This is a genomic window from Ravibacter arvi, assembly GCF_039540405.1.
In the GTDB taxonomy this organism is placed as follows: Bacteria; Bacteroidota; Bacteroidia; order Cytophagales; family Spirosomataceae; genus Ravibacter; species Ravibacter arvi.
Genome location: NZ_BAABEY010000002.1, coordinates 88022 through 102859, shown reverse-complemented (window position 1 = coordinate 102859; position 14838 = coordinate 88022). Strand labels below are relative to the sequence as shown.

Below are 14838 nucleotides of genomic sequence, written 5' to 3'. Positions count from 1 at the left end.
GATGAAACTGCTAAAAATCGTGTGGCTGGGGTGCCTGACGCTGCTTTTCGGGCAGGGATATGCACAGGTGGTAATACGCGAAGGCAAAGAGGCGGTCTATGTGTTTCTTGCCGACCGCCGGTTGTCGGTCGGGACGCCCCTGCAGTCGGTGGTCGGCGTCAACCTGTCGCGGGCAACGGGCGACGATCCCCTGTTCAAACCGTTGGGAAAAGTTGTGGCAGCCGAAACGGTTGCGGATTTCAAACGCATTGCCGGAGAAGGCGTGCTCAGGAACATACAGGAGCTGAAAGGGCTGAAAAGCGAGCTGGAGGCCTGGGAGTATGTCCGGAAAACGCCCAACCTGTCTGATTACGGGCTGATTGTGCTCAACCCGGATTTCGGTGTGGCGATGGGCGCGGTGTACAAGGATGAAGAAGTGAAAAAGCTGCCCGTCAGGAATGTCCGCTATCGCGCCGAATTTATCACCGCCGACGGGAAGGGGAACCAAACCCTTACCGGCAACCTGATACTTGGCACACCTCCGGCCATCGGCAAACCCGTGCTCGACTATATCAGCGAGGGCGATTCGGCTGTGATCGTAAGCTGGAAGCTGAAACAATCCACCTCCCCCGATGCCCTCCTCGGACAGGTGTGGGTCCGGGAGAAAGCCAATGCACCTTTTCAAAAAGCAGGCTATGCCTTTGCTAACAGGGGAGAAAAGGATGATGACCTTACTTTCACCTGGCAGCAGGAGGTAAAGCCTGGTCTCTCTTATGGCCTGTTCCTGGAGCCACAAACCCTCGTGCACCTGCCGGGCCCGGTATCCGACACCGTGTCGCTTATTTCACGTAACTTCAAAAGCCTGGCCCAGATTCCTATCGCTTCGGTGAAAGACACCGCAGGCGGGATCTACCTGTCCTGGAAAGCATTGACGGCCCTTTCCTTTTTCAGTGGGATCGTAATCGAACGGAGCAGGCAGCCCGCCGAAGGTTTTGTCGTGCTCGACACCATTCCCGCCGCATCGACCTCGTACACAGACGTGCAGGTACTGCCCGACGTGTTGTACCACTACCGTTTCCGGATGTTAAGTATCCGACGCGACCTTTCTCAGCCATCCGCCTACGTCTCCCACCGTATGCCGGTCAGGAAGCGGCCTATTGAAGCCCCGGAGGCGTTGAAGCTGAACTACGACCGGGAAGGACATCCCGTTATTTCCTGGAAACGCGTGATCTCACCTGAAGTAAGCGGATACCAGGTTTTCCGGACCCTGCAAGGCAACGATCATTTCGAGCTGGTATCCAACCTGCTTACTGACTCGGTTTTCACCGATACCACCGTCCGGAACAGCAGGATCGTTTACAAGTACGGCGTAAAAACCCTGAACTTCGAAAACCGCACGAGCGAACTTTCGGCGGTGGTGTTCGGACAGCCCGGCAGAGCTATCCCGCCCAAGACGCCCTATGATGTGGAAGCGTATACCGAACCTGGAAAAATAACCCTGCGGTGGAAAGACATGGCCTCCTACGACGCATATATCCGGGGATATTCCGTGTACCGTAAACAGGTAACGATCAGCTCAAAACCATTGGAAGGCGAGCTCTTGCCATCGGACCTGACCCGGGAGGGTTTCCGGAAATTGCATGAAGGGCTCGTACAAGGCGTAGTATTTGCCGACAAGGAAGCGGCTGCCGGCGCGACCTTCGTCTATGCCGTCACCGCCACCGATCTGTATGGCATTGAAGGAGCTGCATCGGGTGCAAAAAAGGTAAACGCCGCACCGATCACCCTTAGGGCGCCCGAAATTTATGCCAGGCCCACCAGCAAGGGTATCGAAATTACCTGGAGCGATGTGCTCGTACCCGGGGTAGACAAGTACCTGCTGTTCGTCCGGCCGGACAATAAGAAAGAATACACCTTGCTGGCCGAAATCCCACCCGGACGGGAGGTATATGTCAATACCGGCGTGAAACCCGGGCAGCGCTACTACTTTGCGATGCAAATCAGCGGTAAAGGAGCAAAAAGCCCGTTGGGAATTGAAAAAAGTGCACGAAAGGACTGACCAGGCGGTAAAAAGCGCCTGAATTCATAAAAGGGCAATACAATGAAAAGTATGATCCGGAAGGCTTTGGCAGTGCTGCTGCCGGCCATTTGCTACACATCCTGCCTTGAAAAGGTCGACCCCGAGCCGCCTACGCTTTCCGTGGTGAGCGTGACCGGCGTGGGCGTGAATACGGCCAACCTCACTTCTGCCATTACCAAGGCCGGCAACCAGGAGATCCTGGACCACGGATTTGTATTTTCCCAGTCGGGCGAGAACCCGGCAATTGACAATACCAGCATCAAAAAAGGCGCCATTGACAGGGCTACCCCAACGCCAATCACCATAAACGGGTCGCTGACCGGCCTCAAAACGGCTGCGGAGTATTACGTTTGGGCCTATGCGCAACTGCAGTCGGGTCCTGTATTCAGCGAGGCGGTAAAATTCAAAACATCCAACGTAACGCAGCCGGGTGTAAAGACCGAAGGTTACGAAGCGGTAACGGTCAGTTCTGCCCGCCTGAAAGCGAGCATTACGGCCAAGGGAACCTACCCCGTGTCCGAATATGGAATTGTATGGGGCGGCGCATCCGATCCGACTACCGCTTCACTTTCCAAATATGCGGTGAAAGGAGACGTAGCCAACGTACCGTTTGCTTTCTCGGCGAATGCAGCGGGCTTGACCGCCAACTCTACCTATCATTTCCGGGCCTATGTCATTTCCAACGGGGTGACCACCTACGGGGCTGACCTGAGCTTCAAAACATCAGAAGTGGTTCAGCCGGGTATCCGTACCGACGGCGCTTCAGAGGTAGGCAACAATTCGGCCCGGCTCTCGGGAACGGTTACCGGGGGCGGCTCCCACGCTATCTCCGAAAGAGGCGTAGTATGGGGAACGGGCCAGAACCCGACCACCGACCAGGCGAAGGCATCACTCTCCGGCAATGTAACCGAATTCCCTTCCGGGTTTACGGTGGAGGCCCGCAATCTTTCCCCCAACACCACTTACCACTACCGTGCCTATGTGATTGCAAACGGCGTCACTTCCTATGGCGCCGACAAAACCTTCGCTACGGGCGCGAGCCTGCCGGTAGTGGTCACCAATGATGCCGCCAACCTGACGCAAACCTCTGCCGTATTAAACGGGAGTGTCAATTCAGGGGGCTCTTACGCGATTTCAGAGATCGGCATGGTCTGGAGCAGCACTCAAACCAACCCGGCCGTTGATAATAGTGCCAAGGCCTCGCAAGGTGGTACCAACACCTTTCCTTATACCTATAAATTCACAGCTGGCAACCTTTCCCCCAATACAACCTACTATTACCGCGCCTATGTAATATCCAACGGAATCGTATATTATGGCGCCGCGAGGTCGTTCCGTACCGCGAGCGTCGTAAAAGCCACCGTAACGACACACGCCACAATTACGTCGGTCTCGGGCTCGGGCTGGCCGGTAAAACTGAGCGGTGAAGTGACCAAGATGGGTACTTACCCGATACAACGGTACGGGTTCCAGTACAGCATTGGCGGAACCGCCTTCAATGCGCAGACGGCAAAGGAGGTAAGCGGAAGCACGACTTTCCTTCGCACCACACCTTTTACTTTTTCGAATCAAATCTCTTACCGCCAGTGCGGGTCCAACCTGTACTTCCGGGCGTATGTGATCGACAACGCGGGCAACCAGGCGTTCGGAGAGATCCGTTCGATCATTGTGGGGTCTTGTGTAAACTGATGGATGACAGGTCTTTATTGCCCGCCTACTTACACCGGTCGAGAATGCGACCGGCCAATTCGGTGGCTACCCGTTTATTTTTTTGCATGTCATTGCTTACATCGGCTCTTACCTCGAATTTTACGCCATTTTTCAAAACAATGAGCTGACCTGTTTCTACATTCCACGTCGCCGCATCGCCGAGATCTTCAACGGTCCTGTAGCCCCTTGATATTTCCTGAAATGCGTCGGTAAGCGCGTTTCCCGTTTTCCTGATTTGTTCTTTGCTTATATTTTGTTCTTTTGCCCTTTTCAAAGCTTTTTCAGCATCAGCATTCCCCGAACTCCCTGCGGCGGCTTCGCTGAGCGCCTCTTTCGCAGCCGCTTTTTCCGCATCTGTGATGACCCTGTAACTTTGGTTGAAGGTATTTAGCGACATTGGTTGAATCGATCCGACCACGACCACATCGGGCAGCTCTATTTCCTGCCGGATGCCGCGAATCTTGCCCATCCGCCCGTTCTTGAATTTATACAAAAACTCATGCGTTTCCGGGTTCTTGAGAACGTTGCTGTATTCCGTCTCCAGCACCTCGCCGGAAAATCCGGTCACGGAAAGTACTTCACTTTCTGAAAGCAGTTGGTCGTACTTGTGCTGATAAGCCAACAGGCAACTATTTCCCTCTTTCTCATCGTTATTTTTTGATTTACTGCTAACTGCATGATCAATATTTTCCCCGCTACCCCCTTTACTTTTCCCGCCGCCGGTACAGGACAATACTCCCCATAAAGCTATTATTGCAACAAGTGTTGGTTTCATCTGTATTCATTTAGTAGTAAGAGAAATCAGTTTCCCTGCGGTGTTGATCCGTAAGTTCTCATTGTTTTATAAACTCAACCCGCCGGTTTTTTGCTTTACCCGAGGCAGTGCTGTTACTTTCCAGGGGAACCTTTTCTCCCTTTCCGTCTATGAAGAGTTTCTGCTCCCGTATCCCGAATTCCTTCACCAAAGCAATTTTTACCGATTCGGCACGCCTCCTGGAGAGCGCCAGGTTGGCGTCGCTCGGCCCGTCGCTGTCGGTATGGCCGACAATCAGGACATCGGTACCTGCTGCTCCAACGGCTGCGGCCGCTTCCTTCAATGCAGGCCAGGATTCAGGCTTGATTCGGGCGGAGTTCAGGTCAAAATAGATATTGCCCGTTGAGAACCTGCCGGTGCCTTTTATCTCCCCTGTCGCGTCAGTCCCGCCCGACGCCAGGCGTATGTTGGTAAAATACAGGCCGTCCCCCCAAAGGTTGGTGGCAAATAAAAGGCTGTACCGCCCACCCCGGGGCAGCGCATCGGGCAGATCCAGGTATTTTTTCTCATCGATGTAGAGTTTTATATGCGATTTGTTCCTCGATACTGAAATATGCCTGATCGCACCCTTTGGCCAGGCATCCTTATATTCTTTTCTAAAAAGATTACGCTCGTCAAGTCCGTATTCACGGGTGGCAGAAACGTACATTAGGTCGACGGAGGGATGAACATCCAGTTGTATTTGCGGCTTGTCGTCGAAATGAAAGCTGAAGTCCAGCCGGTTAACGCCTGCACTGGCCAGTATCACTTTCAAACCGCCTTCCATTTCACTCATCCTGTCGAGGTCGGCGTACATATCATATTCGAGCGTGAAAGTCTCAGGGAGACTTTCGACCGGGATCGGTACAAAATTTCCCTTGCGGGGCATTTTGTACCATTTTTCATTTCGCCGATCTATGCTAACGATGCCCGGCGCGGTACCCTCGTCCCGGTCCCATTCGTTTAGTCCCCACTGCCCTGACCCGGCGGTAAAATCTTCAAAAAATATTACGTCTTTCCCCGGTTGAAAGTCTGACTTTTTGTAGGGTTGAAAGTCCGTAGCTACAGAGTCCGTTAATAAGGAAGCGCCGGAATTGCGGTCATTACTACCTTTTTCCTGGTCGTTACTACTCTTTTTTGTGTCTGTGTCGGCTTCCGAACTGCCGCTTCGCTTTTCTTTTTTCCTGAAAATACTGCCAATTCCTTCCTCCACCTTGTCCAGCCCCCGGTCCATTCCCTGGTCGATGCGGCTATTGGCCCTGTCTGTCGCCTTGCGCTTAACGGTCTGGTTGGGGTCAATGATCTGGGCTTGAAGAGAGACCGCATAAAATAGTCCGGGGATCAAAAAGCCTAAGTTTCTCATCTTGAATAAAATATTATTATTGAGCGACAAAGTAGCCCGAAACAAACCTGTAAGTAAACAGACAGTTAGCCATCGGCATTTTCGGAAGAGTCATTGTAGCTGCTCAAATAGTTACGACGGACAAAATGCTAAGTCAGGTCCGTAGCGTGCTCACCGCTTCTGTTTTGTTAGCGTAACTAGTGTTAAATTTGGTTAATGGTCGCTTATCAGTTACGTATGTGCCTCGCTGTTGTCATGACAGCCCTTCCCTTGTTCATATGGGCGGCGGACCCTGGTTTCCAGCTGAGCGCGCTCCGCGATTCGCGGTTCTTCAGCGAACTTCCCGGCCTTGTATGGCAAAATTCGTACGCCCCTACGCCGGTCACGCTCGACAATAACCGTTGGAAACCTGCTGACGATCCCGGTGCTCCGGCAGGTCCTTATACATGGGTACGTTTGAAAATCAGGAATGATCTCGGGAATCCGGTTCCGGTCGATTTCCGGATCCCCCACGCAGATAGCATCAACTTTTTTGTAAGAAGCGAGAAATCATTCTCTTCTGTGATCACGGGACCTTACGTTGCGGCAAGAAACTGGCAATACCGGGAAAACGCGTCCCTGGTGCCTCTGGAATGTGAAAGCGGAAAAGAATATGAAATTTATATCCGGCTTTGGAGCGCCCCGGGGAGACCTTTTTCATTTAAGGATTGCCGGTTACAAACTCGCTTACAAACACTTACCGAAACGGTAGAAGGTTACCGTCAAGCTGTTGACCGCACGGAATTCAACGGCTTCTTTCTCGGAGCAATCGGATTCGCACTGCTTTTCTCCTTGGTGATTTTTCTGCGAATTCGTGAAAAAATGTTTCTGTTTTACGCGCTTTACCTGCTGGGAATAGCCGCATACGCTGTTATTGTGAAAACGCTCCCCTACTCCTCGATCGCGAAGGCGGCCTACCTGGATTACCCGCTTACCTACAAATTGGGCGAGCCTGTTCAATACCTTTCATTTGCAGCCTATATGGCTTTCGGTAAGCATTTGCTGGACACCAACCAGTACCCTCTGCTCAATCGCGTGATCCGGGCGCTGATGCTTGCTCTGCTGATTTCGGGCTTCGGTCTGTTACTCTACAACTTCCTTGATTTCCGGTATCAATTACAGGAAAAAGCCTTCATCGTATCCAGGATTGTGATTTTGCCGCTCTCGGTCATTCTGGTGGTCTGGATAGCTGTTACCGTACAGTCGCCGATCAAATGTTTTTTTATTATTGGCAGCTCTCTTTTCCTTTCAGGCGGGTTACTGGCCGTTTTAGTCGATCCCAAAACCAGGCATTTATTTTGGGATACAGCTCCGTTTAGCCCCGTCTATATATTTAAAACCGGGATACTTGCAGAAACCTTCTTTTTTGCACTGGCTTTGGGTTATAAGCTCCGTATGAATCAAAAGGAAAAAGAACATGTAACCCGCTCTTATATTGAGCAGCTGGAATTCAACCGGCGCCTTGTAGCAAATGAAAATCTGCGGCTTGAAAAAATGGTGCAAGAACGTACCGAAGAGATGATCCGGAAGAACGCAGAACTGGAGATGCAAAACCAAAAACGGATAAAGAGCGAATTCGAGAAGCAGTTGGCAGAACTCGAAATGAAAGCACTCCGAAGCCAGATTAATCCTCATTTTATTTTCAACAGCCTGAACTCAATCCGGTACCAGATCCTGAAAAAAGATTATAAGAAAGCGTCGGATTACCTGGTTCGCTTCGCCAAACTGCTCCGGAAAATACTTCAGTCATCCCGCGAACAGGTTATTTCGCTTCAGGAGGAACTGGATATGGTGTCGCTTTACCTGGATATGGAACGCCTCAGGTTTAGTGATAACTTCAGCTATGACATCATTGCAAACCCGGCAATAGACCTGGATGAGATCCGGGTGCCGCCGATGTTAATCCAGCCCTATGTTGAAAACGCGGTGAAGCATGGTCTGATACACAGTCTAAAGCCGTCTAAAGCGATAACTGTCGAGATCAGCCTTGAGCCGGAGGGCTGCAAAATCGAGATACGTGACAATGGCGTCGGGAGAAGCGGCGTGCCCCGCGGAAAGGAAGAAAATACTTCGGGACTGGGCCTGAAAATTACCACTGAGCGGGTCGCCCTTTTTAACCAACAGTACCGGCATCGTATCGCCGCGGAAATAATTGACTTATATGAGAATAACCACCCGTCAGGAACGCTGGTGGTTTTGACATATCAATCGGAAACCGACCAACCCTTACAAGAATGACTCATTATAGCGCAATTCTGATCGACGACGAAATCCACTGCAACGAAAGCCTCGAGTTGCTCCTTGCGGAGTGCTTCCCGCAGGTGGTGGTTGCCGCCAAATTTTCAACGCCGGGAGAAGCTCTGAGCTGGTTGAAAAATAACCGGCCGGATCTGGTATTTCTGGATATCGAGATGCCGGGAATGAACGGGTTTGAACTCCTGGGACGACTAGGCCCCTCCCTTCGTTTCGATGTGATTTTTGTAACCGCTTACGATCAGTACGCGATCAAGGCGTTTCAGTATTCGGCTATTAACTACCTGTTGAAGCCTGTAGATCAGCAGGAACTACGCACCACACTGCTCCGGTGGTCTGAGCGAACAGAAAAAGTACTTTCCACAAAGCAACTGGACCTCATGTATGAGTTGTTAAAGCAATCGGCCCGGGAAAAAAAGAGGATTGCTCTACCTACTCACGACGGTTTGGAGTTTATTGAAATACAGCAAATAATACGTTGCGAGAGCGATAGCAACTACACGCGGATCCATTCTTTCAACGGTGAACGCCACCTGATTTGCCGCACTTTGAAAGAGGTGGAAAAAGTTTTGGGAGAATCCGGTTTTTTAAGGGTTCATCACTCGCACCTGGTCAACCCGTCTTACGTACAGAAACTTATCAGGACCGACGGCGGGAGTATTGTAATGGTGGATGATACCGAAATTCCGTTTTCGAAGGGTAAAAAAGACAGGATGTACGAATTGATCAGCCGCGCGGAAAAGATTTAAGAATTTACGACCTGTCAGCACGCGCATATGCTTCAGTACGGCCCCGCGCCACATAAGCGGGATGGTCGAGACTAAAGTACCCCGCATGGGTGTACGGTATCAAAATAACCTGTCGCTCCGGAAAGAAAATAAACTTATTTGCAACTAAATTTATTGAAGCAAAGAAGAAAATTTGTTTTTTCTGTCATCCTCGTAAAATTGCAGGCAGAAAACGTTGACTTCTTCCAATTCTATAAATACAGGCGGAATGTCGTTGCGAATAACACCAGAAGACGAAATACGGCTTTGGTCGGCCTATCGGGAAGGGAATAAAGATGCTTTGGGAACGCTCGCAGAGCATTACTACCGTACGCTTACACGATATGGGCTGAAGTTCGGGGTGGACCGCTTTGTTGTTGAAGATTGCATTCAGAACGTTTTCCTGACCTTATGGCAAAACCGCAGCCGGATCAGTACGACAGGGTCCGTAAAGTTTTATCTTTTCAAATCGTTCCGGCACGATATCCTGCACTACCGTGACGCCCAGCAGCGGTTCAGCAGGGTTGATGAAAGCGAATGGGACTGGTCCTTTCCCGACCGGTTTAACGCCGAAGCGCATCTTATTGAAAAAGAATCGTTTGCGGCAACAATCTCTCAACTGCAGACCCAGCTGTCGGCTTTGCCCAAACGCGAAAGAGAAGCCGTCTACCTGCGCTACTATGAAAACCTGGAGGTTCACGAAATTGCCGAAATTATGGGCGTAAACCGGCAATCTGTCTCTAATTTTCTTCAGAAAGCCTTAGGCAGGATCCGTTCCCGATGGATGTCCACGCTGGCCGCTCTCCTTGTATTTTATTAAAATAACCGGCCAATGGTTTAAGGGAATACCCGCCTTCTCCCTCATCCCCGCTATCTGAATAATATTTTTTTTCAAAAAAGGGTATATCGGGGTTTCCCGTTCCTGATAACCTTGGAAAACCCAAAGCGGTCCTGGTCAGAACCGCATTACCGATACCCGAAAAATATGGCTGAGCTTTATTCGCTGGAAGACTTTCTGGAAAATGAACGGTTTCTGGAATGGTTCAGGTCCCCTGACCCCGAAAACGATGCCTATTGGAAAGAATGGCTGGAAGCCAATCCTTCGCAACGCCCCGTATTCGAATCCGCAGTGGCGGCAATGGCATTGCTTGGTGGAGATCAGCCGGAATTCTCTGATAAATATATACGTCAAAAAGTAGCGGTTATTAAGGAAAATATGGCGGAAGGCCCTCCCGCCGGTAAACCTGTTTTCCGTGTGAGTACCTCCTTTCTACGATGGGCTGCAGTCGTTGTCGTCACAACAGGGCTCGGCTGGCTGCTGGTAAAGCCCGAAAGCTTCTTCCGGGAAAAGAGCTCTCATTCTTCCGTACCGGTAACGACAGACCTGGTAAAATCGTTTGCCAACAACGGTGATGAACCAACCCTGATCAACCTGCCGGATGGCTCCTCGGTTGTACTTACAACGGGTAGTAAAATCGAGTACGTGTCAAGGAGCGGATCATTCAGGAGGGAAGTAAAACTGACGGGAGAAGGTTTTTTCGAGGTCGTCAAAGACCCCGCAAACCCTTTTTATGTATACACCACCCACCTGATTACCAGGGTACTCGGAACGAGCTTCCTGGTGCGGTCTTTCGATAACGAGCCCAAGGCCACGGTCACCGTCCGGACCGGAGCCGTCACTGTCATCCCGCAGAAGGGCGATAACAGAACGGGTAAAACATCGCCGGATACCTTACTCCTCACCCCCAACGAGCAGGTCAGCCTGGTAGTGGCTACTGACGAAATGATCCGCCAGAAATGGAGTAGCCGCCAGAACAATCCCCTGCCCCAACGGCTGCAACACCCGGCCTACGAGTTTCACCTGACACCGGTCGCCGATGTTTTTGCACTATTGGAACAAACTTACGGCGTTACTATTCAGTATGACGCTGAAAAACTAAAAAACTGTACGCTTACCGCAACGCTTTCGGATGAGCCCTTCCTGGACAAAATCAGGATGATCTGTATCGGGATCGAAGCCGACTTTGAAATGAGCGGCAACCGCATTACAGTTACCGGAAACGGTTGCGCCAATGAATAACTTAACCTGAAAGCCTGCTGACCAGTATGAGAAAAAGCTGATGTAAGAAAAAAGCGGTAATGCTGCGAACATCACCGCTTCCTGTTTCCCTGAAAACTTGTGTTGGAACCACAAAGCCTGTCTTCCCGGGGAAGACCGGGGATGTTTTTGCCAATTCGTTTCGAAAAAATTAACCAAAAACATTCGAAGTTATGCATTTATTAGTACCTAACCGAGAGGTGGCTCTCAGAATTATGAGAATTAGCTTCTTACAATGCCTTATTGCACTGTCATTTTTCCAGCTCAGCAAAGCCGGAGAAGGGAAAGCGCAAGAGCTGATGGACAAGACTGTAAACCTGTCCGTCAGGGAAGAAACCCTTGAAAACGTACTTTCACAATTAGAAAAGCAATCCGGCACCACCTTCTTGTATAGCCGGCAACTGATTGACTCCCAACGAAAAGTAACTTTTGCCGCGTCAGGCAAAAAACTCTCGAAGGTCCTTGAACAGGTATTGAAGCCCCTTCACCTTAAATACGAGGTAATGGGCAGCCAGGTTATTATTAAAAGGGATCTCGGGGAAAATAAACCGCCCCGTACGTCACCGGAGGAAAACCCGGCTGTTTCGTTGCCGGCCAACACCGTTACCGGGAAAATAACCGACGAAAAAGGCGAAGGGCTTCCCGGGGTAAGCATACTGGTCAAGGGAACCCAGCAGGGAACAATCACCGATGAAAGTGGTAATTTCCGGCTGGACGTTCCGGAGGGTTCCGTCCTTATACTGAGTTTTGTAGGCTATGAGACTCAGGAAGTTAGCGTCGGCAAAGAAACCATTCTCAACCTGTCGCTGAAAGTAGATCAAAAATCACTCGAAGAAATCGTCGTGGTGGGCTACGGGACCCAGCGCAAAGCCAACGTTACCGGCGCGGTAGATGTGATATCCGATGAGCAGATCAAAAACCGGCAATCCCCCACCGTCTCCCAGCTTCTACAGGGCCTTTCTCCGGCCATGACGTTTTCAACCAATAACTACGGTTTCCAGCCCGGCGCTGAAATGAATATCAATATCAGGGGAACGGGCTCCCTGAACGGGGGGCAGCCTTACGTGGTGATTGACGGGATACCGGGAGATATGAACCGGATCAACCCGGAGGACATTGCTTCCATCTCCATTTTGAAAGATGCGGCTGCCTCTGCTATTTATGGCGCACGCGCGCCGTACGGCGTAATTTTAATTACCACGAAGTCCGGCAATACCGACGAAAAACTCAGCGTTTCCTATAGCGGGAATGTTTCGGTCGCTACCCCCCAGCGTCTGCCGGCCATGCTTAATTCCTATACCCATGCCAGGATTGTAAATGAAGCCGGCGTTCGCGGAGCCGGGGGAAGGGTCTTTTCCAACGAAACCATCGACCGCATTATCGCCTATCAAAAAGGTGATTTCGATTACCTGAAGCAATTCACCGTTCCGGATGCAACCTACTTCGAAACCGTGGCGCTGCCCAACGGTACCTGGGGAATCAACCAGCAGGGAAATGCCAACTACGACTGGATAGACGAATATTACGGCAGTGCCGTCAACCAAAAGCATGACCTTTCCATACAGGGCGGATCGCAGAAGACTTCCTATTATCTTTCCGGCGGGTATGTGGGCCAGGAAGGTGTTCTGAACTACGGGACAGATACCTATTCGCGGGTGAATATCATGGCCAAAATAAAGACCGCGATTGCCCCCTGGTGGGACATCGGTTACCAGCCCCGGTTTATGAAAAGCAATCGGGTCAGGCCTTCGATGGACAAGCAGGGAGAATACGACCTCGTCTTTCACCAGATCGCGCGAACGATGCCTACCAATGCAAAATACGATGCTTACGGCAACCTGATGATCCAGTCGAAAATCCCCTGGATCAGCGACGCCGGAAATGATCATATCGAGACGGCGGAGAACTGGCAAAGCTTCAATACGGAAATCAGGCCGCTTAAAAACTGGAAAATCAACGCGGATTTTGCCTACCAGTCGGTCAATATTTTCCAGTCCCATCAGGAAATGACCGTGTACGAGACCATGGTAGATAAGTCCGTCGTTCCGACTTCCAATACGATACCGAGCAATATTCAGGAATACCACCACAACAACAATTACTGGACCACGAATATCTATAGCACATTCAACACCAGTATCGGCGAGAAACAACACCTTACACTCCTGGCCGGTACCCAGTTTGAAAAGAGCAACAAGCGGTACCTCGACGCGTACAAAACCAACCTGCTGGTTCAGAATGTCCCGTCGCTGCGGACTGCATCCGGGGTGCCGTCCGTGCTCGATTCCCTGGGGCACTGGTCTACGCAGGGTTACTTTGCGCGGTTCAACTACGATTTCGATAACCGCTACCTGCTGGAAGCCAACCTGCGGCGGGACGGGACTTCACGGTTCCGGCGAGGGAACCGCTGGGGAACCTTTCCTTCTTTATCTGCTGGCTGGAATGTCAGTAATGAAGGTTTCTGGCAGCCGATCAGGCATGTGGTCAATTTACTTAAATTCCGGGGGTCCTGGGGGCGCCTGGGCAACCAGAACGTAGACTCCTACCTGGACCTGAATCTCATCCCGATCCAGACCGCACCACTGAACTGGATCTTCGGCTTCGGACAAAGCAGGCCGATCGGTTATACCACTGTGCCGCAGCTCGTCAGTCCCGATCTCACCTGGGAAACCGCGACCACGAAAGACGTCGGAGTTGATATTGCAGTGCTGAACAAGCGATTGACCGGCAGTTTCGATTGGTTCGAACGGACCACCACCGACATGATCGGGCCGGCAGAAGCACAACCGGGCGTACTGGGTACCGCGTTGCCCAAAGCGAACAACTCCACGTTCCGTACCCGCGGCTGGGAGCTTTCCCTGCGGTGGAACCAGTCGCTGAACCAGTCGTTTTCCTACTTCGTAACGGGTAACCTGTTCGACGCGCGCTCCTTTGTCACCAAATATGTAAATCCGACCGGCACGCTGTCATCCTGGTACGAAGGCAAGGAAGAAGGTGAGATCTGGGGCTACACTTCCAATGACCTGTACCGTTCGCAGGGTGACATCGACCAGCATCAGGCAGCCACCAACCTTTCTTTTATATGGAACGGGATCTGGAAACCCGGGGACGTACGCTACGAGGACCTGAATGGCGATGGGAAGGTAAATAACGGAAGCAACACCATCAGTGATCATGGCGACCTGAAAATTATCGGGAACAGCAATCCGCGCTATCAGTACGGAATTTCGGCCGGCTTCAACTGGAAAAACCTGGATTTCTCGATGTTATGGAAGGGCACTGCCAAACGGGACTTCTTTTTTGGTCCGCTGGATAACATTTTCTGGGGATTCAGGCATTTTAACCAGGTATCCCTGTTCGACGGCCACCTGGACTATTTCAGGGATGCCGAGGGAGATAAGTACACCGGTCTCTATGAAGGAGCAGCCAACATCAACCTCGGCGCCTACTGGCCGAGACCGTATGCAAATGACGCCGAGAATGAAAAGAACAGGGTAGAGTCGACCAGGTACCTGCAGAGCGCTGCTTACCTGAGGCTGCAAAATGTACAGGTCGGCTATAACATGCCTTCCGCACTTGCCTCGAAACTGAAAATGCAGCGGGCCCGCGTTTATTTTTCAGGCGAAAATTTGCTGACCCTCACCAAACTGTCGCCGGGTATAGACCCGCTTGCGATCAGCAGCGCCCGCGGCGCCGGCAAGACCTACGGCGCCGACCGGATGTTTTCACTGGGACTGATGCTGACCTACTAGCTGCGGGCAAACGCCTGCAGAAGGA

Annotated in this window: 9 protein-coding genes; 7 read left to right on the top strand and 2 right to left on the bottom strand. The window is 51.3% G+C overall.

Annotation, left to right across the window (positions count from 1 at the left end):
* The first annotated feature begins 1 nt into the window (after position 1).
* Positions 2-2038: a fibronectin type III domain-containing protein gene (locus ABD852_RS02005; protein WP_345026330.1), complete on the top strand. Its 2037-nt coding sequence runs from the start codon at positions 2-4 to the stop codon at positions 2036-2038.
* Positions 2039-2080: 42 nt separating this feature from the next.
* Complete coding sequence (locus ABD852_RS02000) at positions 2081-3748, top strand: hypothetical protein (RefSeq protein WP_345026329.1); 1668 nt, start codon at positions 2081-2083, stop codon at positions 3746-3748.
* 25 nt (positions 3749-3773) lie between these two features.
* Here ABD852_RS02000 and ABD852_RS01995 read toward each other — a convergent pair whose 3' ends face one another.
* The gene (locus ABD852_RS01995; RefSeq protein WP_345026328.1) at positions 3774-4544 is read right to left on the bottom strand and encodes a hypothetical protein; all 771 of its coding nucleotides are present in this window, start codon (positions 4542-4544) and stop codon (positions 3774-3776) included.
* 58 nt (positions 4545-4602) lie between these two features.
* The gene (locus tag ABD852_RS01990; protein WP_345026327.1) at positions 4603-5925 is read right to left on the bottom strand and encodes an OmpA family protein; all 1323 of its coding nucleotides are present in this window, start codon (positions 5923-5925) and stop codon (positions 4603-4605) included.
* A gap of 234 nt (positions 5926-6159) precedes the next feature.
* Between ABD852_RS01990 and ABD852_RS01985 the strand changes: the two genes are divergently transcribed.
* The 5 genes from ABD852_RS01985 to ABD852_RS01965 all read left to right on the top strand — a co-directional run bounded on the left by ABD852_RS01985 (position 6160) and on the right by ABD852_RS01965 (position 14813).
* Complete coding sequence (locus ABD852_RS01985) at positions 6160-8181, top strand: histidine kinase (RefSeq protein ID WP_345026326.1); 2022 nt, start codon at positions 6160-6162, stop codon at positions 8179-8181.
* Positions 8178-8945, top strand: a complete 768-nt coding sequence (locus tag ABD852_RS01980) for a LytR/AlgR family response regulator transcription factor (protein WP_345026325.1) — start codon at positions 8178-8180, stop codon at positions 8943-8945. The genes ABD852_RS01985 and ABD852_RS01980 overlap by 4 nt, the downstream gene beginning before the upstream one ends.
* Before the next feature lie 247 nt (positions 8946-9192).
* Complete coding sequence (locus ABD852_RS01975; protein ID WP_345026324.1) at positions 9193-9783, top strand: RNA polymerase sigma factor; 591 nt, start codon at positions 9193-9195, stop codon at positions 9781-9783.
* A 165-nt stretch (positions 9784-9948) separates the two neighbouring features.
* On the top strand, positions 9949-11043 hold the full coding sequence (locus ABD852_RS01970) for a FecR family protein (RefSeq protein ID WP_345026323.1): 1095 nt from the start codon (positions 9949-9951) through the stop codon (positions 11041-11043).
* A gap of 233 nt (positions 11044-11276) precedes the next feature.
* Entirely contained in the window at positions 11277-14813 is a 3537-nt protein-coding gene (locus ABD852_RS01965; protein ID WP_345026322.1) for a TonB-dependent receptor, read from the top strand.
* The last annotated feature ends 25 nt before the right edge of the window (positions 14814-14838 follow it).

Coding starts and splice junctions, on each gene's coding strand:
- ABD852_RS01990 (WP_345026327.1), bottom strand. CDS start 5,925: ATGAGAAACTTAGGCTTTTTGATCCCCGGACTATTTTATGCGGTCTCT.
- ABD852_RS02000 (WP_345026329.1), top strand. CDS start 2,081: ATGAAAAGTATGATCCGGAAGGCTTTGGCAGTGCTGCTGCCGGCCATT.
- ABD852_RS02005 (WP_345026330.1), top strand. CDS start 2: ATGAAACTGCTAAAAATCGTGTGGCTGGGGTGCCTGACGCTGCTTTTC.
- ABD852_RS01965 (WP_345026322.1), top strand. CDS start 11,277: ATGAGAATTAGCTTCTTACAATGCCTTATTGCACTGTCATTTTTCCAG.
- ABD852_RS01970 (WP_345026323.1), top strand. CDS start 9,949: ATGGCTGAGCTTTATTCGCTGGAAGACTTTCTGGAAAATGAACGGTTT.
- ABD852_RS01980 (WP_345026325.1), top strand. CDS start 8,178: ATGACTCATTATAGCGCAATTCTGATCGACGACGAAATCCACTGCAAC.
- ABD852_RS01985 (WP_345026326.1), top strand. CDS start 6,160: ATGACAGCCCTTCCCTTGTTCATATGGGCGGCGGACCCTGGTTTCCAG.
- ABD852_RS01975 (WP_345026324.1), top strand. CDS start 9,193: ATGTCGTTGCGAATAACACCAGAAGACGAAATACGGCTTTGGTCGGCC.
- ABD852_RS01995 (WP_345026328.1), bottom strand. CDS start 4,544: ATGAAACCAACACTTGTTGCAATAATAGCTTTATGGGGAGTATTGTCC.